The sequence below is a fragment of the Flavimobilis marinus genome (assembly GCF_900113055.1).
In the GTDB taxonomy this organism is placed as follows: domain Bacteria; phylum Actinomycetota; class Actinomycetes; order Actinomycetales; family Cellulomonadaceae; genus Flavimobilis; species Flavimobilis marinus.
On record NZ_FONZ01000004.1, the window covers coordinates 1 to 22,621 of the forward strand.

A 22,621-nucleotide genomic window follows, 5' to 3' on the forward strand; every position below is an offset into this window, starting at 1 on the left:
GGAGTACTACGGGGCGCGGGTGCGGTTGGGGACCGATGGTTCGGTGCAGCTGCACGTGACTCGCGGTAGTGGCACGCCGATGGCGGGTGGTGTGGTCCAGGGCGTGACGTTCGGGGCTGGTGACGAGCTGCGGTTGCGTCTGCAGGTGGAGGGCACTTCTCCGACGGTGGTGCGGGCGAAGGTGTGGCCGGAGGGGTCTGCTGAGCCCGAGGCGTGGCGTGCGGTGGGTAGTGACTCCACGGCGGCGTTGCAGGCGGCGGGTGGTCTGGGTATCCAGAGCTACACCGGTGGTCCTTCGGGTAGCCCGTCGGTGGTCTTCTCCTACGACGACCTGCAGGCCGGGTCGATCGGGTGACGGCGACCGCACGAGGAGATACCCCGACCGTCACGGTCGCGACCCTGACGTACCGTCGGGCGCACGACCTGCGCGACGCGCTCCCTGCGCTCGTCGCGCAGGTCGCGCGCGTGCCCGGCGCCGGGCTGCTGGTGGTCGACAACGACGCCGTGGACTCCGCCCGCGCGACGGTCGCGGAAGCCGCCGCGCGCGAACGTCCGGGGCTCGTCCGCTACGTGCACGAGCCCACGCCCGGCATCGCAGCCGCACGCAACCGTGCGCTCGTCGAGGCCGGGACCGACCTGCTCGTCTTCATCGACGACGACGAGCGCCCGAGCGCCGACTGGCTCTCGCTGCTCCTCGGGGCGTTCGCGGAGCACGAGTGCGTGGGCGTCGTCGGCCCCGTGATCTCGATCTTCGACGGACCGGTCGACCCCTGGGTCACCGCCGGCCGGTTCTTCGAGCGTCTGCGACACCCGACCGGAACCGTGGTCCCCGTGGCAGCGACGAACAACCTCCTGCTGGACCTGCGCGCCGTGCGGCGCTGGGGCGTGACGTTTGACCAGGAGTTCGGTCTCACCGGCGGGTCGGACACCGTGTTCACCCTCGAGCTCGCCGCGCGCGGGGGACGACTCGTCTGGTGCGACGAGGCCGTGGTCCACGACGTGGTGCCGGCGGACCGCAACTCCCGCAGCTGGGTGTCGCGCCGTGCGTTCCGGATGGGCAACTCGGCCAGCCGTGCAGCTGTCCACGTCGCACCCGGGCCGGCGGCACGGCTCGGGCAGCGCACAGCCATGGCGGGCCGCGGTGCCGCCCGGGTCGTTGCCGGAGCCGTGCGTGCGGCGACCGGGCTTCTCGTGCGCCGCGAGGAGGCGCACGCGCGTGGCACACGCACCCTGCTGCGCGGCGCTGGCATGCTGTCCGGAGCGCTGGGCTACGTGTATGGGGAGTATCGACGTGCCGCATGAGACGACCGACCACCGGCCGGACGTCGCTGGCGTCACGGTGCTGCAGTCGCTGTCCCGCATCCGGGAGACCACCAATCCCTACCTCGTCCAGCTCCTTGCCAGCCTGCCCGGCGACGTGCGGATCGAGCTGTTCTCCTGGCGCCGCGCGCTGCTCGGGCGCTACGACGTCCTGCACGTGCACTGGCCGGAGGTGATCTTCCGTCGCTCGACCCGGTGGAAGACGATCGCCGCTCGGTCGCTCTACGCCCTCCTCCTGGCGCGTCTGCGCCTGACGCGGACGGCGCTCGTGCGCACGGCGCACAACGTCGAGCCCTACGAGGGCGCCGATCGCGTCGAGCAGCGCCTCATCGATGCCACGGACCGTGCGACCACCTGGTGGGTCACGCTGAACGACTTCACGCCACTGCCGCCCGGGGCGCTCAGCCGCATGATCCCTCTCGGCTGCCCGCCGGAGACCTACTCCGCGCGTCCTGCGTCCGCGCCGGTCCCGGGACGGCTCGTGCACTTCGGGCTGATGCGCCGGTACAAGGGCATCGAGGAGCTGATCGCGGCGTTCCGGACCATCGCGGACCCTGCCGCGAGCCTGCACCTCGTCGGGCGCTGCGACGACCCCGGCTTCCGCGAGGTCATCGAGCGCGAAGCCAGCAAGGACGATCGCGTGGTCGCGCGCCTGGAGCACGTCAGCGACGCCGACCTGGCGGACGAGGTCGCGGACGCCGAGCTCGTGGTGCTGCCGTACCGGGCGATGCACAACTCCAGCGCGTTGATCCTCGCCCTGTCGATGGCGCGTCCGGTCCTGGTGCCCAGCAACGACGTCACGCGGGCGATCGCCGCAGAGGTGGGCCAGGCCTGGGTCCAGCGCTACGAGGGCGCGCTCGAGCCGGGTGCACTCCTGGCCGCGCTGGCAGCGGCGCGGGAGGCCCGCACCGAGCCGGACCCGGACCTGAGCCGCCGCCGCTGGTCGGAGATCGGTCTGGCGCACGGCGAGGTGTACCGGGCGGCCGCGTCCCGGCGCCAGGCTGACGGCGCCGGGACGCGGACGGTGATCCGCTAGTGGAGGTCCGCCACGCCGCTCCTGCGAGCGTCGAGGACCTCCGGCGCCACGAGATCACCCGGCTTGTCGCTGCCGGGCTCGTGGTCCTGGTCGCGGCCGACGTGCGCGGTCCGCTCGGCTCGTCCGTCGGTACGCTCGCCGGGTTGGCGCTGCTGCCGGTGTGGTGGGCGGGAGCGCGCCCGTCGCGTGCGGCGCGCCTGGTTCTGGGACTCGTCGTCGCCTCCTGGCTCTCGGGCCTGTGGCTGACCTGGTACGCCTCTGGTGACCACGCGGTCCTCGATCACCAGGTCGTCGCGTGGTCGTTCTCGATCCTCGGGCTGGGCGTCGCCGTCGGCGCGGTGCTGTGGGCGCGGCGCCTGTGGTCGACGCCGATCGTCGCGGCGCTCTTCGGCGTCGGCATGCTCCTGGCGGCCGCCGACGACGTCGGCGCGCCCAACCCCTGGAAGGTCGCCCTCGGTGTCGCCGTGGCGGTCGTCCTCCTCGGTCTGGCGTGGCAGCGGCGCAGCCGCGCGACGGAGGTCGTCCTGGTCCTGCTGCTGGGTGCGATCTCCGCGCAGAGCGACAGTCGGTCCATGTTCGCGATGTTCGTCCTGACGGCAGGGATCGTCATCTGGCAGAGCTGGACGCCTCCACCTCGGCGCACCGGTGCTCTGGGGCGGTATCTGGTGCTGCTGACGCTGCTCGGCGCTGCCGTGTACAGCCTCGGGGAAGCGCTGGCGCTCGAGGGATTCCTGGGCGAGGACGCCGAGCAGCGCACCGCCGCGCAGGTCGGCCGGTCGGGGTCGCTGATCCTCGGTGCGCGACCAGAGATCGGTGCGACCCTCGCCCTGATGCAGTGGCGTCCCCTGGGGTTCGGCTTCGGCACGGTTCCCCGGACCGACGACATCATGGCCGCCAAGGCAGGGATGGCGCAGCTCAACTACGACCCGGACAACGGGTACGTGGAGCGCTACATGTTCGGCGGGCTGGTCGAGCTGCACTCCATGATCGGCGACGCGTGGGCGCTCTTCGGGATCCCGGGGTTCGCGCTCTGCGCGGTTCTGACGGTGGTCCTCGTGCGCGCCCTGGTGCAGCACCTCGCGTCCCGGACGGCGAGCGCCCTGCTGGTCTTCCTCACTGTCCGCTGCCTGTGGGACATGCTCTTCGGGCCCCTGTACAGCTCGCTACCGATCCTTGCTCTCACGGCAGGGCTCGCGTTGCACGCACCCGTCGTTCACCGCTCACGCTCCAGGACCGGGGCACCGTCGCGAGGCGCTCCGGTGAAGACCACGGTCCGGTAGCACAGGTAGCGGAAGGCCATCCCCAGCACCAGCCCGACGCCGTTCGCGGCGATGTTGTCTGCGAGCGGCGACGTGAGTCCCAGCACGTAGTGGGAGAAGCCGAGGCAGGCGAGCGCGATCGCCATGCCTAGGGCGTTGACCACGAGGAACGCCACCAGCTCGCGGCCGCGGCTCGCGGTGCGCTGGTCCGCGAAGGTCCAGTACCGGTTGCCGAGCCACGCGACCAGCGTGGCGACGAGCACGGAGATGACCTTGGCGGTCAGCGGCTTCGCCTCGAGGAGATCCCCGGGACCGAACCGGAGCAGGTTGAACAGGCCCGTGTCCACGACGAACGCGACCCCGCCGACAGAGCCGAAGCGGAGCAGCTCGGGCAGGCGGCGCGCGAGAGCCGGTGGCAGCGCCGCGGTCACGCGTCGTCGTACGCCCGCGGCTCGTGACTCGGTGCGAGCGCCCGGACTCGCTAACCGCGTGCCCCGTGCGGAGCGACGGGGGTGGGCAGGCGTGACGACCGGGGCAGGGGCGTCCACGAGCGCAGTCGCAGGAGTCGGCTCGACCATCCGCCGAGCATAGGTGGGCTCTCGGGCGGCGCGACAGGGCGCTCGGGGTGAGAGTAGGGGTGGCTCTGTGGGCGGTGTCGGACCAAGCGCGTAATCTGGTGGTCAGCCTGGGGCCTGCGCGGTTCTGGGCCTTCCCGCGTGCCTCGACGTCCCGCCGAGAGCCGCTCCACCCACGCCGGAGGTCTGTCCGCCTTGCCACTCACCGGAGTCCTTCCCCTCCTTCTCGCCGATCCTGGCGCGGGGGAAGCCGTCCGCCGGGTGCCTGCGCGTGGGTTCCTCGACGTCGTGAGCGCACCGGGAGCGCGGCCTCCGTTGCTCGCGGCGATGGCTGGCGCCAGCGCCGGTGGCCAGCCCGAAGGCGGCGCCCGCGACGGCAGCACCGGCGAGCGGCCGGTTGCGGCACGCCCGCTCGTCGTCGTGACCGCGACGGGCCGGGAGGCGGACGACCTCGCTGACGCGCTCGGCTGCTATCTCCCGCACGACGACGTCGCGGTGCTTCCCGCGTGGGAGACCCTCCCGCACGAGCGCCTGTCCCCGCGCTCGGACACGGTCGCCCGCAGGCTCGCCGTGCTCCGGCGTCTCGCCCACCCCGACGCCGAGAGCGGTCAGGGAGGTCCCGTGCGGGTCCTCGTCGTTCCGGTCCGTGCGCTCATGCAACCCGTGGTCGCTGGCCTCGGCGACCTCGAGCCGGTGCGGCTGCAGGCGCGGCAGCAGGCAAGCCTGTCCGACGTCGCGGACCGGCTCGCAGCGGCGGCCTACACCCGGGTGGACATGGTCGAGCGTCGGGGCGAGTTCGCCGTCCGCGGCGGGATCCTCGACGTCTTCCCGCCGATCGAGGACCACCCCCTGCGCATCGAGTTCTGGGGCGACGAGGTCGAGGAGATCCGCTGGTTCGCGGTCGCCGACCAGCGCAGCCTCGAGATCGCCGAGCACGGGCTGTGGGCCCCGCCCTGCCGCGAGCTGCTGCTCACGGACCAGGTCCGCGCGCGGGCGGCTGCCCTCACGGACCAGCTGCCCGGCGCCGTCGAGATGCTCTCCAAGATGGCCGAGGGCATCGCCGTCGAGGGCATGGAGTCGCTCAGCCCCGCGCTCGTGGACGCGATGGTCCCCGTGCTCGACCTGGTGCCCGACGACGCCCTCGTCGTCGTCAACGACCCGGAGCGTGTGCGCCGGCGCGCGCACGACCTCGTGGCGACCACCGAGGAGTTCCTCGCCGCCGCGTGGACCTCGGCGGCGGCCGGCGCCTCCGTGCCCCTGGACCTCAGCGCCGCGTCGTTCCACACGATCGGGCAGGTCCGCGACGTCGCGGCGCGCCGCGGGCTCGGCTGGTGGACCCTGAGCTCGTTCGGCCTCGCACCGGACGCGGAGCAGGGGGACGACGACGTCGCACCGGGCGAGTCCGACGTCCTGACGATCGGCGCGCGCGAGGTCGAGAGCTACCGCGGGGACGTGGAGCGCGCGCTGACGGACGTGCGCGCCCTGCAGCAGGCCGGGTGGCACCTCGTGCTCGCGACCGAGGGCCACGGGCCCGCGAAGCGCATCGTCGAGCAGCTCGCCGCGGCCGACACCGCCGCGCGGCTCGTCGGCGACCTGTCGGCTTCGCCCGAGGGCGGCGTCGTGCACGTGGTGACGGCGACCGTCGGTGCGGGCTTCGTCGCCCCGGACCTCAGGCTTGCGGTGTTCTCCGAGTCCGACCTCACCGGCCGCGCCGGGGTCACGACCAAGGACATGCGCCGCATGCCCTCGAAGCGGCGCAACGTCGTCGACCCCCTGGCGCTGCGGGCGGGCGACTACGTGGTGCACGAGCAGCACGGCGTCGGGCGCTTCGTCGAGCTCGTGCAGCGCACGCTCGGCGCCGGGGCGAACGCCGCCACGCGCGAGTACCTCGTCATCGAGTACGCGTCGTCCAAGCGAGGCCAGCCGGGCGACCGGCTCTTCGTGCCGACCGACCAGCTGGACCAGGTCACCAAGTACACCGGCGGCGAGCAGCCGTCGCTGAACAAGATGGGCGGCGCCGACTGGGGCAAGACGAAGGCCCGGGCGCGCAAGCACGTCAAGGAGATCGCCGGCGAGCTCCTGCGCCTGTACTCGGCGCGCATGGCGACCCAGGGGCACGCGTTCGCGCAGGACACGCCGTGGCAGCGCGAGCTCGAGGACGCGTTCGCCTACGTCGAGACCCCGGACCAGCTCGCCACGATCGAGGAGGTCAAGGCGGACATGGAGAAGTCGGTCCCGATGGACCGGCTCGTGTGCGGCGACGTCGGCTACGGCAAGACGGAGATCGCGGTCCGGGCAGCGTTCAAGGCCGTCCAGGACGGCAAGCAGGTGGCGGTGCTGGTCCCGACGACGCTGCTCGTGCAGCAGCACTTCGACACCTTCTCTGAGCGCTACGCGGCCTTCCCCGTGACGGTGCGCGCCCTGTCGCGCTTCCAGACGGACGCGGAGGCCAAGGCGGTGCTGGACGGCGTGAAGGACGGCAGCGTCGACGTCGTCATCGGCACGCACCGGCTGCTGTCGGGGTCCGTCCGGTTCAAGGACCTCGGGCTCGTGATCGTCGACGAGGAGCAGCGGTTCGGCGTCGAGCACAAGGAGACCCTCAAGCAGCTGCGCACGAACGTCGACGTGCTCGCGATGAGCGCGACCCCCATCCCGCGCACGCTCGAGATGGCCGTCACCGGGATCCGCGAGATGTCGACGCTCGCGACGCCGCCGGAGGAGCGCCACCCCGTGCTGACGTACGTCGGCGCCTACGACGACAAGCAGATCACCGCCGCGATCCGCCGCGAGCTGCTGCGCGAGGGGCAGGTGTTCTACGTCCACAACAAGGTCGACACGATCTCGAAGACCGCCGCGCGCCTGGCCGAGCTCGTGCCGGAGGCTCGGATCGCCACCGCGCACGGGAAGATGAACGAGAACCAGCTTGAGCAGGTGATGCTCGACTTCTGGGAGAAGAGGTTCGACGTCCTCGTCTCCACGACCATCATCGAGACCGGCCTCGACATCTCGAACGCGAACACGCTGATCCTCGAGCGTGCGGACCTGCTCGGGCTCTCCCAGCTGCACCAGCTGCGCGGGCGCGTGGGCCGCGGCCGCGACCGCGCCTACGCGTACTTCCTGTACCCCCCCGAGCGGCCGCTGACGGACACCGCGCACGACCGGCTCGCCACGATGGCCGCGCACACCGACCTGGGTGCCGGCATGCAGATCGCGATGAAGGACCTCGAGATCCGCGGGGCGGGCAACCTCCTGGGAGGCGAGCAGTCCGGGCACATCGCGGGCGTCGGCTTCGACCTCTACGTGCGGATGGTCGCTGAGGCCGTCGCGGAGTTCCGTGGGGACGGCGAGGAGGAGCCCGCAGACATCACGATCGAGCTGCCCGTGGACGCCCACCTGCCGCACGACTACATCGCCCACGAACGGCTGCGCCTGGAGGCGTACACGAAGATCGCGTCGGCGAGCGACCATGCGGCCCTCGCCGAGGTGCGCGCGGAGCTCGTCGACCGCTACGGTCCGCTGCCCGAGGTCGTCGAGGCGCTGTTCGACGTCGCGGGCTTCCGCAACCGGGCACGTCAGGTCGGGCTCACGGACGTCACCGCCCAGGGCAAGTTCGTGCGGTTCGCGCCCGTGGACCTGCCCGAGTCCGCGCAGCTGCGCCTCAAGCGGCTCTACCCGGGCACGGTGCTCAAGCCAGCGATCCGCGCGTTCCTCGTGCCGTTCCCGACGACCGCCCGGATCGGTGGGCGGCCGCTGCGCGGCGGTGAGGTGCTCGCCTGGGCCACCCAGCTCATCGACGCCGTGATCGCGGGGGACGTGAGCGCCGCGGCGCGGACCGCCACCGCGGGCTGACGCGGTGCGGGGACGCAAGCGCGCCCCCGCACCGAGCGTGATCACCCTGACAATCACCCCAGAACCACCCCATCGGGCCTAGGCCGACTCCCTACCGTTGGACCTGCGACCGACAGGTCGACCAGAGGACCGACCGGGGGAGGTGTCAGGGCTTGGTCATCGGCTATGCCCCAGGGGCGTGGGACCTGTTCCACGTCGGGCACCTCAACGTGCTGCGGCACGCCAGGGATCGGTGCGACTACCTCGTCGCCGGCGTGGTGGACGATGACATGCTCGAGCAGGCCAAGGGTGCTCGACCGATCGTGCCGACGCTCGAGCGCGCAGAGATCCTCCGGGCGATCGAGTTCGTCGACGAGGTCTTCATCGAGACCCAGCCGGACAAACTCGAGACCTGGCGCCGTCGCCCGTTCGACGTCTTCTTCAAGGGAGACGACTGGCGGGGGACGGTCAAAGGGCTTGACCTTGAGCGACGCTTCGCAGAGGTCGGCGTCTCCGTCGTGTACTTCCCGTACACGGTGCACACCTCGAGCACGCGGCTCCGCAGGGCGCTCACGATGCTCGAGCCGAACGCCGGGCACGACGAGGCCCTGCAGAACATCTAGAGCGGTGGACCGGGGGTCCACACCGGCCCGTCCGTGGCCGGGACGCACCACAGGCGTCCCGCGGTCCGACCATCAGGGAGACATTCCCGACCGAATCTGAAGACGTGAGTGGCAGGCGCACCAGGCGCCGCGCTCGGAGCACCGGGGGGTGACGAGTGACTAGAGACAGCAGGCGGAGCCGTTCGGCTCGTCACGCCGGCACGCTACCGACCGCGCGCACCGCGCTCACGCTCCCGACGGCGCCGAGCGCGCAGACCGCCCCGTCCGTCCCGGCCCGACGGCCGTCGACGGACCCGCGCGGCTTCGACTACGTCCCGCCGTCGCGGTCGGTGCACTGGGGGCCGTCGGCTCCGCCGGCGCACCGCCCCGTGCGCCTCGCACCGACTCCCGTGTCGCCGACCGTCGGGCTTCCCGCCGACGCCGACGAGCTGCGGAGTCTCGCCGATCACCAGCGTGCCCTCGCCGGCACCGTGGCCCCGGCGGACCCTGCGTGGCCCCGGCGGTACGCGAGACTCCTGCTCGCCGCGGACAGCGGCGCGATCATCGTCGCGCTCGCGGTGGCGTACTTCGTGCGGTTCTTCGCCGGCGGCGAGATCGCCGGAGGTGCTCCGGCGTCCTACGTCGCGATCTCCGCGGGCTTCGCCCTGCTGTGGCTGGCGGCGCTCGCGATCGAGAAGTCCCGCGACCGGCGCATCGTCGGTGTGGGCATGACCGAGTACGGGCGGGTGTGGACGGCGTCGGCGCGGCTCTTCGGCGCGGTGGCGATTCTCGCCTTCGTGGTGCAGTTCGACCTCGCGCGTGGGTTCGTCGCCGTCGCTTTCCCCGCCGGTGTCGCCCTGCTGCTGGTGGGCCGCTACGCCGCGCGCCGCTACCTGCAGGCCCTGCGGCGACGTGGCCGGGCGCTGTCCCGGATCGTCCTCACCGGCTCGCGCGCAGCCGTCGCCGAGCTCGTCGCCGAGCTCGCGCGCAACCCCCTCGCGGGGTACGTCGTCGTCGGGGCGTGCATCCCCGGCGGTGACCCCGCGGCGCGTGCGAGCGTCGCCGGGGTGCCGGTCCTCGGCGACCTCGTCGACGTCCCGCGCGGTGTGCACCTGACGGGCGCGCAGGCGGTCGCCGTCGCCGGGTCGGACCAGATGACCTCCTCGGTGCTGCGGGCGCTCGGGTACCAGCTCGAGGCGTCCGGGACCGACCTCATCGTCGCGCCCGGGCTCGTGGACGTCGCCGGCCCCCGCGTGGTGATGAGCCCCGCAGAAGGGCTCTCGCTCGTGCACGTGGACGCCCCGGTGTTCACCGGGGTGAGGTACGCCGTGAAGTCGCTGCTGGACTGGAGCCTCGCGCTGATCGCAGTCCTGGTCCTCGCGTTGCCGCTCGCCGTCCTCGCGGTCGCGGTCGCGGTCACGAGCCGCGGACCGGTGTTCTTCACCCAGGAGCGGGTGGGTCGCAACGGCCGGCCATTCCGCATGATCAAGTTCCGCTCGATGCGTGTGGGCGCGGAGGCTGAGGTCGACGAGCTCGCCGACCTCAACGAGGGCGCGGGCCCCCTGTTCAAGCTGCGCGACGACCCGCGCGTCACCCCGCTCGGCCGGCTGCTGCGCCGCTACTCCCTCGACGAGCTGCCGCAGCTCTTCAACGTCTTGCGCGGCGACATGAGCCTCGTCGGCCCGCGCCCGCCGCTCCCCAGCGAGGTCGCGTCGTACGACGGTCGCGCCTCGCGTCGCATGCTCGTCAAGCCCGGCCTCACCGGGCTCTGGCAGGTCAGTGGGCGCTCCGACCTCTCCTGGGACGAGGGCCTGCGCAAGGACGTGTACTACGTGGAGAACTGGACGGTCCTGGGGGACCTGCTGATCATGGCGCGCACCGTGCGGGCGATGTTCGCCGCGGAGGGCGCGTACTAGGAGCCGCCAGCGCGGGCGCGGGTGGGCCAGGATGGAGGCATGGACCCGGACCCCAGCACCTCGACCGACCAGGACGGCACGGCGCTCGCGGCTGTCGTCGACGTGATGGACCGGCTCCGGTCGCCGGGCGGCTGTCCGTGGGATGCCGAGCAGACCCACGAGTCGCTCGTCCGCTACCTGCTCGAGGAGGCGCACGAGCTCGCCGAGGCCATCGAGACGGGCGACCGTGCCGGCATGCGGGAGGAACTCGGCGACGTCCTGCTCCAGGTCGTGTTCCACGCGCGGATCGCTTCGGAGGACCCCGGGGACCCGTTCACCATCGACGACGTCGCGGCGGACCTCGTCGCCAAGCTCCGCCGTCGGCACCCGCACGTCTTCGCAGGCGCGGAGGTGACGGACCTGCACGCCCAGTGGGCTGCGATCAAACAGGAGGAGAAGCAGCGCGCGAGCGTCCTCGACGGGATCCCGCCGACGCTCGGTGCGCTCGCGTACGCGCAGAAGGTCTTGGGACGCGCCGACCGGGCCGGGCTCACGGACCTGCTTCCCCCGGACCCCGCCGCAGCCCCGGCGACGGCGGACCCTACCGCTGCGCAGGAGGACCCCGCCCGCCTCGGACAGGAGCTGCTGACCCTGGTCGAGCGTGCCCGCCGCGCGGGCATCGACGCGGAGGGTGTCCTGCGCGCCGCGGTGCGCGAGGTCAGCGCCGCCGTCCGGGCGGCGGAGTCTTCGCCGGAGCGTCCCGCCCCCTGAGACACCGCATGCGCCGTGGTGGACACCGATGGGCCGTAGGTCCCCTGGCCAGCGGCGGCACCTCGGCCAAGATTGACCCAGTCCGAACCGAGGAGACGAACGATGCCAGACGAGACCACCCAGCCGACACCGGTCGCCGTCGGCGTGCTGCGGGAGGCGGCGGGTGAGCGCCGCGTCGCGCTCGTCCCCGAGGTCGTCGAGACGCTCGTGTCGCGCGGCCTCGTGGTGCGCGTCGAGGCTGGCGCCGGCACTGACGCCTGGTTCGCCGACGACGTCTACGTCGCCGCCGGTGCGCAGGTCACGTCGCGCGCGGTCGCGGCCACGAGCGACGTCGTCGTGAGCGTGCACCGCCCCGGACCCGATGTGGTGGACGCGCTCACCCCCGGGCAGACCCTGATCGGGCTGCTGGGCGCGCGCGCCGACCGCGAGGGCCTCGTCGAGCTCGAGCGCCGCGGGGTGCGCGCCCTCAGCCTCGACCTCCTGCCGCGCACGCTGTCCCGGGCGCAGACGATGGACGCCCTGAGCTCCCAGGCCTCCGTCGCGGGGTATCGCGCCGCCCTCCTCGGGGCCGAGACCTTCGCGCGCTACCTGCCCATGATGATCACCGCAGCCGGGACCGCCCGGCCCGCCAAGGTCCTCGTCCTCGGCGCCGGCGTCGCCGGGCTGCAGGCCATCGGCACCGCGCGGCGGCTCGGCGCGCAGGTCACGGGCTACGACGTCCGGCCCGCGGCGCGCGAGGAGGTCACGTCCCTGGGCGCCACGTTCCTGACGACCTCCGTGACCGCCGGCGCGGGCGAGGGCGGCTACGCCCGCGCGCTCACGGCCCAGGAGACCGCCGCCCAGCAGGCCGAGCTCGGCGCGAAGATCGCGGGCTTCGACATCGTGATCACCACCGCGCAGGTCCCCGGCGCCCGCCCGCCCCTGCTGGTCACCGAGGACACCCTCGACCAGATGGCGCCCGGCTCGGTGCTCGTCGACCTCGCGGCGAGCGCGCTGGGCGGCAACGTCGCCGGCAGCGCACCCGGCCAGAGCGTCGTCACCGATCGCGGGGTCACGATCGTCGGCGCGCACGACCTCCCGAGCCGGATGGCCACGGGCGCCTCGACCGCCTACGCGCGCAACATCGCCGCGGTGCTGGGCGTCGTGGTCGCCGACGATGCCGTCGTCCTGGACCCCGCCGACGAGGTCGTCGGTGCCCTGTGGGTCGGTGCCGACCTCCCCGCGGCGCCGGCACCGGTGACCGTCCCGTCCGTCCCGACCGTGGAAGGTGAGGGCGCATGAGCCCCGACCTGCTCAGCAACCTGGCGCTCTTCGTGCTCGCGCTCCTCGTGGGCTTCGAGGTGATCTCCAAGATCCCGGCGACCCTGCACACGCCCATGATGTCCGGGGCGAACTCGATCCACGGCGTGGTCCTCGTCGGCGCCGTCCTGATCGCCGGCATCGCCGACTCTCTCCTCGGCTACGTGCTCGTGTTCGTCGCCGCCGCGTTCGCCGCGATGAACGTCGTGGGCGGCTACGTCGTCACCGACCGGATGCTCGGCATGTTCCGCGCGAAGCCGAAGCCCGCCGCTGCCGCCGCTCCTGAAGGGACCGACCGATGAGCACCCTCCCGTGGCTCGACACGCTCGTCCGCCTGGTCTACCTGGTCGCGGCCGTCGGCTTCGTGCTCGGCCTGCACCTCATGCGCTCGCCCGCGACGGCGCGCAAGGGCAACCTCCTCTCGGCCGCGGGCATGGCCGCCGCGATCGCCGCGACCGCGATCCTGCTCTACGCCGGGGACGCCGAGCACTCGGGCGACGTCGTCCTGTGGGCGACGCTCGCGCTCGTCCTGGGCACGGTCGTCGGCTCCGTGGGCGGCTTCGTCAGCGCCCGGCGCGTCCAGATGACGGCGATGCCGCAGCTGGTCTCGCTCTTCAACGCGGTCGGCGGCGGCGCCGCGGCCGTCGTGGCGTTCGTCGAGTTCCTCCGCGTCGGCGACGCCGTCACGGCGGGCTTCGCGATCCCCGTGGGCCTCGACGTCATCATCGGTTCGGTGACCTTCTCCGGCTCGCTCGTCGCCGCCGGCAAGCTCCAGGGCTGGGTCTCCGGTGCGCCGATCACCTTCGCCGGCTCGCGTGTCGCGACCGCGGTCTCGGCCGTGGTCGCCCTGGGCGGCGCCGCGTGGATCGTGGTGGACCCGAGCCTGTGGCTGCTGGTCGTGGTCACGGTCGCGTCGCTCGCGTTCGGCATCCTCATGGTGCTGCCCATCGGCGGTGCCGACATGCCCGTGGTCATCTCGCTGCTCAACGCGTTCACGGGGCTCGCGGTGGCGATGGCCGGGTTCGTCGTCGACAACCAGATCATGATCATCGCGGGTGCCCTCGTGGGGGCCAGCGGTGCCATCCTGACCCAGCAGATGGCCGAGGCCATGAACCGCTCGGTGCTCGCCATCATGGTGGGCGGGTTCGGCACGGGGGACGCCGCGGCGGGGGACGTCGTCGTCGGGGCTGCGACGGAGGTGCGCCGCACGGACGCCGACGACGTCGCGATCCAGCTCGCGTACGCCTCGAAGGTCATCATCGTGCCCGGGTACGGCCTCGCGGCCGCCCAGGCGCAGCGCGAGTGCGGCGAGCTGGGTCAGATCCTCACCGACCGGGGGATCACCGTGTACTACGCGGTGCACCCCGTCGCCGGCCGCATGCCCGGGCACATGAACGTCCTGCTCGCCGAGGCCGACGTCCCGTACACCCAGCTCAAGGAGATGGACGAGGTCAACCCGGAGTTCGACACCTGCGACGTGGCCCTCGTCGTCGGCGCGAACGACGTGACGAACCCCGCGGCGCGTCGCCCGGGCAACGCGATCTCCGGGATGCCGATCCTCGACGTCGACCGCGCCCGGTCGATCGTCGTGATCAAGCGGTCCCTGGGTCACGGGTACGCGGGCCTCGACAACGAGCTCTACGGTGCGCCCGCGACGTCGATGCTCTTCGCCGACGCCAAGAAGGGCCTCGGGCAGATCCTCGCGGCCGTCAAGACGTACGCGAGCTGACGGCGCGGCGGAGCCGCCCTCGCTGCAACCTCCGCCGCGCGTTTCAGCGGCCTTGCAACGAGGGCGTTGCCGCCTGACCGGCTCTGTGCCGCCATCCAAGTCGGGGTTGTGCTTCGGCGCCGGGCGGCCGCACCGATAATCTCACCCTGTGGTTGCAAGCCTTGCAGAACGCTTGCAGGAGCGTTACGTTCCGAATGCCCGCTTCCTGCGGGTGCCGCAACAATGCGGCACGAGGGGAACGTCGACCACACGGCCCGAGCACGAACGTCCGGGCGTGGGGGCGCGACGCGCCCACGTCGATGGAGGAGCTCGATGAAGAGATCCCTGCAGTCCCGGCGCTCGCGCGCCACCGCCTTGCTCGCGTCCGCCGCCGTCCTCGCCGGGCTCGCCGCGGCGCCGACGGCGACCGCCGCCGCGACCGCCGCCGCGCCCGCTGCGCTCGGGGTCACCGCGCCGGCAGCAGCGACCGTCGTTCCCACCGCCGGCGCGGCGTCGGCGAGCATCGCGCCGACGGCCGCGCCGGTCGTCCCGGGGCGCGGCAACACCGCCGCGAACCTGTTCCAGTGGACCTGGAACGCCGTCGCCGCCGAGTGCACCCGGACGCTCGGCCCGAACGGCTACGCCTACGTCCAGGTGTCGCCGCCGCAGGAGCACGTCCCGGGCGGCGCGTGGTGGACGTCCTACCAGCCGGTGAGCTACCGGCTCGAGTCCAAGCTCGGCACGCGCGCCGAGTTCGCGGCGATGGTCGACACCTGCGGCGACGCGGGCGTCAAGATCATCGCGGACACGGTGATCAACCACATGGCCGGCGCGGACAGCTCGGGCACCGGATCGGGGGGCTCCAGCTACGGCGTCGACTCCTTCCCCGGGCTCTACGGCCGCAACGACTTCAACGACTGCCGCACCGACATCACGAACTACGGCGACCGCTGGCAGGTGCAGAACTGCCGGCTGGTGAGCCTGCAGGACCTGCGCACAGGCTCCGACTACGTGCGCACCAAGATCGCGGACTACATGAACGACCTGATCGGGCTGGGGGTCGCCGGCTTCCGGATCGACGCCGCCAAGCACATCCCCGCGAGCGATCTCGAGGCGATCAAGGCCCGGCTCAGCGACCCGTCGGTCTTCTGGGTGCACGAGGTCATCGGGTCTGCCGGTGAGCCGATCCAGCCGTCCGAGTACCTCGGCAGCGGCGACTCGCACGAGTTCCAGTACGCCCGGAACCTGGCGGGCTACTTCGACGGGAACATCGCCGGGATCCGCGGGATCAGCAACGGGCTGCTCGGCTCCGACCGCGCCGGGGTGTTCGTCGACAACCACGACACCGAGCGCGACACCCACGGGACGATGAGCTACAAGTGGGGCGCCAAGTACGTCCTGGGCAACGTCTTCCTGCTCGGCTACGACTACGGCTGGCCGACCGTGTACTCGGGCTACAAGTTCACCGACCGCGACGCCGGCGCGCCCATGTCCGGCGGGCGAGTACAGGACGCGTCCTGCGCCAACGGAGCCGTGTGGACCTGCACGCACGACTGGACCGAGATCGCCGGGATGGTCGGCTTCCGCAACACGGTGGGCTCAGCCCCGGTGACGCGCTGGTGGGACAACGGCGCCAACGCGATCGCGTTCGGTCGCGGCGACCGTGGGTACGTCGTCGTCAACAACCAGGCGTCAGGACTGAACCAGACGTTCCAGACGTCGCTGCCCGCCGGGACGTACTGCGACGTGGTCGCCTCCCGCACCTGCGCGGAGACGATCACCGTCGACGACTCGGGCCGGTTCTCGGCGCAGATCCCGCAGTACGGTGCGCTGGCGATCCACGTCGGCGCGCGCGCGGGCGACGTGCCGACCGACCCGACCGACCCCACGGACCCCGCCGAGGCGACCACGGTCTTCTACTCGACGAGCCAGGGCTGGTCCGCGCACCGGATGCACTATCGGGTGGGCAGCGGGGCATGGACGACCGCGCCGGGCGAGGTGCTCGCCCCGGCGTGCGCGGGCTGGGTCTCGCGGACGGTGCCCACGGACGGCGCGGTGATCACGGCGGCGTTCACCAACGGCTCCGGGACCTGGGACAACAACGGAAGCGCGGACTACCGGCTCAGTGGTGCGGTCGCGGCGGTCAAGGACGGGCGCGTCACCGCGGCGAACCCGTGCGCGCAGGCGCCGTCGGACACGACCACGGTCTACTACGCGACCGACCGCGGCTGGTCGACGTACCGCGTGCACTACCGCGTGGGCTCGGGCGCATGGACGGCCCTCCCCGGTGAGGCGCTCGCCCCGGCGTGCGCGGGCTGGGTGTCCCGCACGGTCGCGTCCGCCGGCCAGCCGGTGACGGCGGCCTTCACGAGCGGCTCCGGCCAGTGGGACAACAACGGCAGCGCCGACTACCGCCTGACCGGTGCCCATGTCGCGGTCCGGGGAGGCCAGGTGACACCGGGCAGCCCCTGCGCCTGACCGCCCGGGACGAGGGCGGGCCGCGTCGGGGGAGTCATAGGACGAACTGCCCGGCGCGGCCCGCGGACCCCTCCACTAGTGTGGGGGAGTACACCCACCTGTCTTCTGAAGGAGTTTCTGTGGCCAGCATCGAAGCCGTAGGCGCACGCGAGATCCTCGACTCTCGCGGCAACCCCACCGTCGAGGTCGAGGTAGCGCTCGACGACGGCACGTTCGCGCGCGCGGGCGTCCCCTCCGGCGCCTCCACCGGAGCCTTCGAGGCCGTCGAGCGTCGTGACGGCGACAAGGGCCGCTACCTCGGCAAGGGCGTCCAGGGCGCCGTCGACGCCGTCAACGACATCATCTCGCCCGAGCTGCTCGGCTTCGAGGCTGAGGACCAGCGCGCGATCGACGCCGCGCTCATCGAGCTCGACGGCACCGACAACAAGGGCAAGCTCGGCGCCAACGCGATCCTCGGCGTCTCGCTCGCCGTCGCACGTGCCGCCGCCGAGTCGGCCGGCCTCGAGCTCTACCGCTACGTCGGCGGCCCGAACGCCCACGTCCTGCCCGTCCCGATGATGAACATCCTCAACGGTGGGTCGCACGCCGACTCCAACGTCGACATCCAGGAGTTCATGGTCGCCCCGATCGGCGCCACGACGTTCCGCGAGGCGCTGCGCACCGGCGCCGAGGTCTACCACTCGCTGAAGTCCGTGCTCAAGAGCGAGGGCCTGTCGACCGGCCTCGGTGACGAGGGTGGCTTCGCGCCGAACCTCTCGAGCAACCGCGCCGCGCTCGACCTCATCCTCGTCGCGATCGAGAAGGCCGGCTTCAAGCCGGGCGTGGACGTCGCGCTCGCGCTCGACGTCGCCGCCACCGAGTTCTTCAAGGACGGCGCCTACCAGTTCGAGGGCGCTGCCAAGACGCCGGAGGAGATGGTCGCGTACTACGGCCAGCTGGTCGCGGACTACCCGCTCGTGTCGATCGAGGACCCGCTGTCCGAGGACGAGTGGGGCACGTGGAGCGAGCTCGTCGCGAACGTGGGCGACAAGGTGCAGATCGTCGGTGACGACTTGTTCGTCACCAACCCGGTCCGCCTGGCCAAGGGCATCGAGCTCAAGGCCGCCAACTCGCTGCTGGTCAAGCTCAACCAGATCGGTACCCTGACCGAGACCCTCGAGGCCGTGCAGATGGCGCAGCGCGCCGGCTTCACCGCGATGGTCTCGCACCGCTCGGGCGAGACCGAGGACACGACGATCGCCGACCTCGCGGTCGCGGTCAACGGTGGCCAGATCAAGACCGGTGCTCCCGCCCGTGGCGAGCGCATCAACAAGTACAACCAGCTGCTGCGCATCGAGGAGGCCCTCGAGGACGCCGCGGTATACGCGGGCGCCTCGGCGTTCCCGCGCTGGAAGGCCTGAGCTCAGCTCTGAGCCGCGCCGCTGAACGGTGGCGCACACCGAGGGTCGGGACCGTCTGGTCCCGGCCCTCGGTCGTTCTCGGGTGGTCCCCCGGGGAGTCGGTGGCCCGCCCGCACCTCTCGGCGAGGCAAGATGGACCCATGTCTGCCCGCCGACCCCCGACCGCGCGAGGGCAGGGCCGTGAGCCCGTCCGCCGCCCGGCCGGCTCGGCGCGCCCCGGTGGGAGCCCGACGGGATCGGGACGCCCGACGGGTGCCGCCCGTCCGAGCGGGTCGGCCAGGCCCAGCGGGTCACCGCGCGCGGCCACCACGGGACGGGGCCGCACCACGCCGTCCGCCCCGCCCGTCGTCGCTCGCCCCGCGCGCGCCACGGTGTGGCCGCGGGTGCTCACGGCGCGCGCGATGGTGCTGTTCGTCGTCGCGCTCCTCGCCTTCGTGCTCGTGTTCCCCACGGCCCGCTCGTACTTCGGTCAGTCCGCCCAGTTGCAGGCTCTGCGCGCCGAGGTGTCCGCGGCACAGGAGCGCAACACCGAGCTCGAGTTCCAGGTCAGCCGGTGGCAGGACCAGGCCTACGTCGCCTCGCAGGCACGCGAACGCCTCGCGTACGTGTACCCGGGGGAGACCGCCTACCGGGTGCTCGACCCCGACGTCGCGGAGCCTGCCGTCAACCCGGACACGGGCAAGGCGGTCGCCGAGGGACCGGTGGACGTCGGTTTCGCGGACACGCCCTGGTACGGCACGATCTGGAACTCGCTCACCGTGGCCGGCGAGGTCACGGTCGACGACCAGCCCGCTGCGCCCACCGACCCCGCTGACCCCGCTGACCCGGCCGTGCCCCCCGCCGACGACGCGCCCACCGCCCCAGGAACGGACGACGAGTGACCACGACCGACGTGACCCCGCAGGACCTGCAGAGCCTTGCCGAGCAGCTCGGGCGCCCGGCGCGCGGCGTCGTCGGCATCGCGGCGCGCTGCCGCTGCGGCCGGCCGCTCGTCGTGCGGACGGCGCCGCGCCTCGACGACGGCACGCCCTTCCCGACGACGTACTACCTGACGCACCCCGCCCTCACGTCGGCCGCCAGCACCCTCGAGGCGAACGGCGTCATGAAGGAGATGACGGCGCGCCTGGCCGAGGACGAGGACCTCGCCGCCCGCTACCAGGCGGCCCACGAGCACTACCTCGCGCAGCGCGCCGAGCTCGGCGACGTCCCGGAGATCGCAGGGATCTCGGCCGGCGGGATGCCGACGCGCGTGAAGTGCCTGCACGTCCTGGTCGGGCACGCGCTCGCGGCCGGGCCCGGCGTGCAGCCCCTCGGCGACGAGGCCCTCGCGCTGATCGCCGAGGCCGGCTGGTGGGACCCGCAGCGCTGCCGCTGCTGAACGGCGCGCCCCTGCTGCTGACCGAGCCCGCCGGTGGTGCGAGGATGGTCCGCGTGACTCGAGTAGCTGCCATCGACTGCGGGACCAACTCCATCCGGCTCCTGATCGCCGACGTCGACCCCGCCACCGGCGTCCTGGAGGACCTCGTGCGGCGCATGGAGGTCGTGCGCCTCGGGCAGGGTGTCGACCGCACGGGCGAGCTGCACCCCGAGGCGCTCGCCCGCACGCTCGAGGCCACGGCGCGCTACGCCGAGGAGATCCGCGAGCTCGGTGCCGAGCGCGTGCGCTTCGTGGCGACGTCGGCCACCCGGGACGCGCGCAACCGGCAGGAGTTCGTCGACGGCGTCCGCGCGATCCTGGGCGTGGAGCCCGAGGTCGTCGCGGGCGACGAGGAGGCGCGGCTCTCGTTCGCCGGTGCCACGAGCATGCTGGGCGCCGACGGGGGGCCGTACGTCGTCGTCGACCTGGGCGGTGGTTCGACGGAGGTCGTCCTCGGCGAGGCCGAGCCGAGCGCGGCGCACTCGATGGACGTCGGGTGCGTGCGGATGACCGAGCGGCACCTGCACGACGACCCGCCCGCGCCCGCCCAGGTGCAGGCGGCACGCGCGGACGTGCGCGCGGCGCTCGACGCCGCCGTCGCCGTCGTCCCGGTCCGCCAGGCCGCGACGCTGGTCGGCCTGGCCGGCTCGGTGACGACCGTGACCGCCCACGCCCTCGGCCTCGACCGCTACGACCGGGACCGAATCAACGGCGCGGAGCTCGCAGTCGACGAGGTCCTCGCCGCCTGCGAGTCCCTGCTGGCCATGACGCGCGAGCAGCGGTCCGCGCTCGGATTCATGCACCCGGGTCGCGTGGACGTCATCGGCGCCGGCGCGCTCGTGTGGTCGGAGGTCGTGCGCCGCGTGCGCGACGAGGTCGCCGCCGGCGGCGGGACGCTCGACTCCGTCGTCACCAGCGAGCACGACATCCTCGACGGCATCGCGCTCAGCGCGGCGGGGCGCCTGTAACGCCCGTCACCGTGGATCGACCCGCCGCGTCGGGCGTCGCGTCGTTACGATGAAGCCATGCCTCAGAACGAAACCGCTCCGTCGTCGGCCGCGCAGACCACGACCGTGACCCCCAAGCCGCGCAAGGTCCCGCGCATCGTCGTGCTCGGCGGCGGGACGGTCGGGCTGTACGCCGCCAAGCGCCTGCGCAAGCGCCTCGGCAAGCGTGAGGCCGCGATCGTGATCGTGGACCCGCGCCCGTACATGACCTACGCGCCGTTCCTGCCCGAGGCCGCCGCCGGCTCGATCGACGGACGCCACGTCGTCGCGCCGCTGCGCCGCGCCGTGAAGAACGTCGACGTGCTGCAGGGCAACGTCGCGAAGATCGAGCACGCCGACCGCCGCGTCACAATCCAGCCGGAGGAGGGCGAGGCGTACAGCGTCACGTACGACCACCTCATCGTCGGCCTCGGCTCGGTCGCGCGCACGCTGCCCATTCCCGGTCTCGCGGAGCAGGGCATCGGCTTCAAGACCGTCGAGGAAGCGATCGCCCTGCGCAACCACGTGCTCAACCGGATCGACGTCGCGTCGTCCACCTGGGACCCCGAGCTGCGCAAGAAGATGCTCACGTTCGTCTTCGTCGGCGGCGGGTTCGCCGGGATCGAGGCGCTCGCCGAGGTCGAGGACATGGCGCGCGCCGCGGCCAAGTACTACCCGGAGCTCGACGCCAAGGAGTTGCGCTTCGTGCTCGTCGAGGGCTCGCCGCGCATCCTGCCCGAGGTCTCCGAGGAGCTGGGCGGCTACACGCTCGAGCAGCTGCGCAAGCGCAACATCGAGATCCACCTGTCGACCTTCCTGAACTCGTGCGTCGACGGGCACATCGTGCTGTCGAACAAGATGGAGTTCGACACCGAGACGGTGGTCTGGACCGCGGGCGTCAAGGCCAACCCGGTGCTCCAGGACTCGGACCTCCCCCTCGACAAGATGGGCCGCGTCATCTGCCTGCCCACCCTGCAGATCGCCGACGAGAACGGCGTCATCGTCCCGGACGCGTGGGCCGGCGGCGACTGCGCCGCGGTGCCGGACCTCACGACCCCCGGAGCGTTCTGCCCGCCCAACGCCCAGCACGCGCTGCGCCAGGCGAAGAAGATCGGCGAGAACCTCGCCAAGGTGCTGCGCTCTGCCGAGCCCGAGGAGTACAGCCACCGGAACGTCGGCGCGGTCGCCTCGCTCGGCATGTACAAGGGCGTGGCCCAGATGTTCGGCAAGATCAAGGTGCGCGGACCGCTCGCCTGGGTGCTGCACCGCACGTACCACGTGATGGCGATGCCCACGTGGAACCGCAAGATCCGCATCATGGCCGGCTGGACCAGCGCGCTGTTCCTGCGGCGCGAGGTCGTGTCGCTCGGCGCGATCCACGACCCGCGCGCGTCCTTCCGCTCGGCCTCGACGCCCAAGCCGGCGCCCGAGGAGAAGAAGGCCGTCGACCACGCCGACGCCAACAGCAAGGGCGCCAAGACCTGAGCAGGTCCTGAGCACCGCGCTCGTCGTGAGCGCACGTGAGGGAGTCGCCAGCACCGGCGGCTCCCTCACGTCGTTCGGTGCCGGTGGCGTCGCTATGCTCGCCCCGGAGCCCTCGGGCCCGCCCCCGTAGCCCAATCGGCAGAGGCAGTCGGCTTAAACCCGACCGAGTATGGGTTCGAGTCCCATCGGGGGCACCGGCTGTGACGAAGGACGGGCGTCAGCGCGCCTGTGCTTCCTTCTCGCGCCACGCGCGCAGCACCACCCACACGCCCCAGACGACGACGGCGGCGCCGGCTGCGACGAGGATCCAGTTGGGGACCTGCGCCTCGCCGGAGGAGATGACGGGCCACTGGTAGATGACGACCGCGGCGCCGAGCACGGCGCGGAACGTCCCGGTCCACCACCAGCGCTCGTGCACGCCGGGGCGGGCCGCCTCGGTGGGCTCGTCGGGCTCGGGCGCGGGCGTGGGGCGGTCGTCGCTCATCCGCACAGCCTGCCACGCCCGTGTGCCCTGCTCGCCCACGGGAACAAACCGGCAGGTGGACGCGTCCTATAGTCGGCA

Annotated in this window: 18 protein-coding genes, 1 tRNA gene and 1 pseudogene; 18 read left to right on the forward strand and 2 right to left on the reverse strand. The window is 72.5% G+C overall.

What is annotated here, in order from left to right:
- From BMZ30_RS13785 to BMZ30_RS11030, 4 genes and pseudogenes are all read left to right on the forward strand, one after another.
- Positions 1-355: pseudogene (locus tag BMZ30_RS13785) on the forward strand (PKD domain-containing protein); the annotation flags it as partial.
- On the forward strand, positions 352-1,302 hold the full coding sequence (locus tag BMZ30_RS11020; protein WP_093378689.1) for a glycosyltransferase family 2 protein: 951 nt from the start codon (positions 352-354) through the stop codon (positions 1,300-1,302). The pseudogene BMZ30_RS13785 and the gene BMZ30_RS11020, both read left to right, overlap by 4 nt.
- The gene (locus tag BMZ30_RS11025; RefSeq protein WP_177191356.1) at positions 1,292-2,356 is read left to right on the forward strand and encodes a glycosyltransferase; all 1,065 of its coding nucleotides are present in this window, start codon (positions 1,292-1,294) and stop codon (positions 2,354-2,356) included. Before BMZ30_RS11020 ends, BMZ30_RS11025 begins: the two co-directional genes overlap by 11 nt.
- Positions 2,356-3,636 (forward strand): hypothetical protein, encoded by a 1,281-nt coding sequence (locus BMZ30_RS11030; protein WP_093378694.1) that lies wholly within the window; start codon positions 2,356-2,358, stop codon positions 3,634-3,636. Before BMZ30_RS11025 ends, BMZ30_RS11030 begins: the two co-directional genes overlap by 1 nt.
- Here the strand turns inward: BMZ30_RS11030 and BMZ30_RS11035 are convergent.
- Positions 3,570-4,046, reverse strand: coding sequence for a GtrA family protein (locus BMZ30_RS11035; RefSeq protein ID WP_229828865.1), 477 nt, complete (start codon positions 4,044-4,046; stop codon positions 3,570-3,572). The genes BMZ30_RS11030 and BMZ30_RS11035 overlap by 67 nt on opposite strands.
- A 339-nt stretch (positions 4,047-4,385) precedes the next feature.
- Here BMZ30_RS11035 and mfd point away from each other — a divergent pair, with 339 nt between their 5' ends.
- From mfd to BMZ30_RS11105, 14 genes are all read left to right on the forward strand, one after another.
- Positions 4,386-8,039 (forward strand): transcription-repair coupling factor, encoded by a 3,654-nt coding sequence (gene mfd / locus BMZ30_RS11040; protein WP_093378699.1) that lies wholly within the window; start codon positions 4,386-4,388, stop codon positions 8,037-8,039.
- Between the two features lie 152 nt (positions 8,040-8,191).
- Entirely contained in the window at positions 8,192-8,641 is a 450-nt protein-coding gene (locus BMZ30_RS11045) for an FAD synthase family protein (RefSeq protein ID WP_093378701.1), read from the forward strand.
- Between the two features lie 368 nt (positions 8,642-9,009).
- A complete protein-coding gene (locus BMZ30_RS11050) occupies positions 9,010-10,536 on the forward strand; it encodes a sugar transferase (protein WP_219810222.1) in 1,527 nt (508 codons plus the stop codon).
- 39 nt (positions 10,537-10,575) lie between these two features.
- Positions 10,576-11,286, forward strand: coding sequence for a nucleoside triphosphate pyrophosphohydrolase (locus BMZ30_RS11055; protein WP_093378704.1), 711 nt, complete (start codon positions 10,576-10,578; stop codon positions 11,284-11,286).
- Positions 11,287-11,388: 102 nt separating this feature from the next.
- Positions 11,389-12,567 (forward strand): NAD(P) transhydrogenase subunit alpha, encoded by a 1,179-nt coding sequence (locus BMZ30_RS11060; protein WP_093378707.1) that lies wholly within the window; start codon positions 11,389-11,391, stop codon positions 12,565-12,567.
- The gene (locus tag BMZ30_RS11065; RefSeq protein ID WP_093378709.1) at positions 12,564-12,887 is read left to right on the forward strand and encodes a proton-translocating transhydrogenase family protein; all 324 of its coding nucleotides are present in this window, start codon (positions 12,564-12,566) and stop codon (positions 12,885-12,887) included. The genes BMZ30_RS11060 and BMZ30_RS11065 overlap by 4 nt, the downstream gene beginning before the upstream one ends.
- Positions 12,884-14,314, forward strand: a complete 1,431-nt coding sequence (locus tag BMZ30_RS11070) for an NAD(P)(+) transhydrogenase (Re/Si-specific) subunit beta (RefSeq protein ID WP_093378712.1) — start codon at positions 12,884-12,886, stop codon at positions 14,312-14,314. The genes BMZ30_RS11065 and BMZ30_RS11070 overlap by 4 nt, the downstream gene beginning before the upstream one ends.
- A gap of 312 nt (positions 14,315-14,626) precedes the next feature.
- Positions 14,627-16,771 (forward strand): carbohydrate binding domain-containing protein, encoded by a 2,145-nt coding sequence (locus BMZ30_RS11075; protein ID WP_093378714.1) that lies wholly within the window; start codon positions 14,627-14,629, stop codon positions 16,769-16,771.
- 119 nt (positions 16,772-16,890) lie between these two features.
- Positions 16,891-18,171 (forward strand): phosphopyruvate hydratase, encoded by a 1,281-nt coding sequence (eno, locus tag BMZ30_RS11080; RefSeq protein ID WP_093378717.1) that lies wholly within the window; start codon positions 16,891-16,893, stop codon positions 18,169-18,171.
- Between the two features lie 140 nt (positions 18,172-18,311).
- Positions 18,312-19,052, forward strand: a complete 741-nt coding sequence (locus tag BMZ30_RS11085) for a septum formation initiator family protein (protein WP_093378721.1) — start codon at positions 18,312-18,314, stop codon at positions 19,050-19,052.
- Positions 19,049-19,549, forward strand: a complete 501-nt coding sequence (locus BMZ30_RS11090; protein WP_093378725.1) for a DUF501 domain-containing protein — start codon at positions 19,049-19,051, stop codon at positions 19,547-19,549. Before BMZ30_RS11085 ends, BMZ30_RS11090 begins: the two co-directional genes overlap by 4 nt.
- Before the next feature lie 53 nt (positions 19,550-19,602).
- Positions 19,603-20,556 carry a Ppx/GppA phosphatase family protein gene (locus tag BMZ30_RS11095; protein WP_373296877.1) on the forward strand — a complete coding sequence of 318 codons (954 nt, stop codon included), beginning with the start codon at positions 19,603-19,605 and terminating at the stop codon, positions 20,554-20,556.
- 57 nt (positions 20,557-20,613) lie between these two features.
- Complete coding sequence (locus BMZ30_RS11100; protein WP_093378728.1) at positions 20,614-22,059, forward strand: NAD(P)/FAD-dependent oxidoreductase; 1,446 nt, start codon at positions 20,614-20,616, stop codon at positions 22,057-22,059.
- A gap of 120 nt (positions 22,060-22,179) precedes the next feature.
- Positions 22,180-22,253, forward strand: a tRNA-Leu gene (locus BMZ30_RS11105).
- Between the two features lie 23 nt (positions 22,254-22,276).
- Here BMZ30_RS11105 and BMZ30_RS11110 read toward each other — a convergent pair.
- A complete protein-coding gene (locus tag BMZ30_RS11110) occupies positions 22,277-22,543 on the reverse strand; it encodes a hypothetical protein (protein WP_143073192.1) in 267 nt (88 codons plus the stop codon).
- Positions 22,544-22,621: the final 78 nt, after the last annotated feature.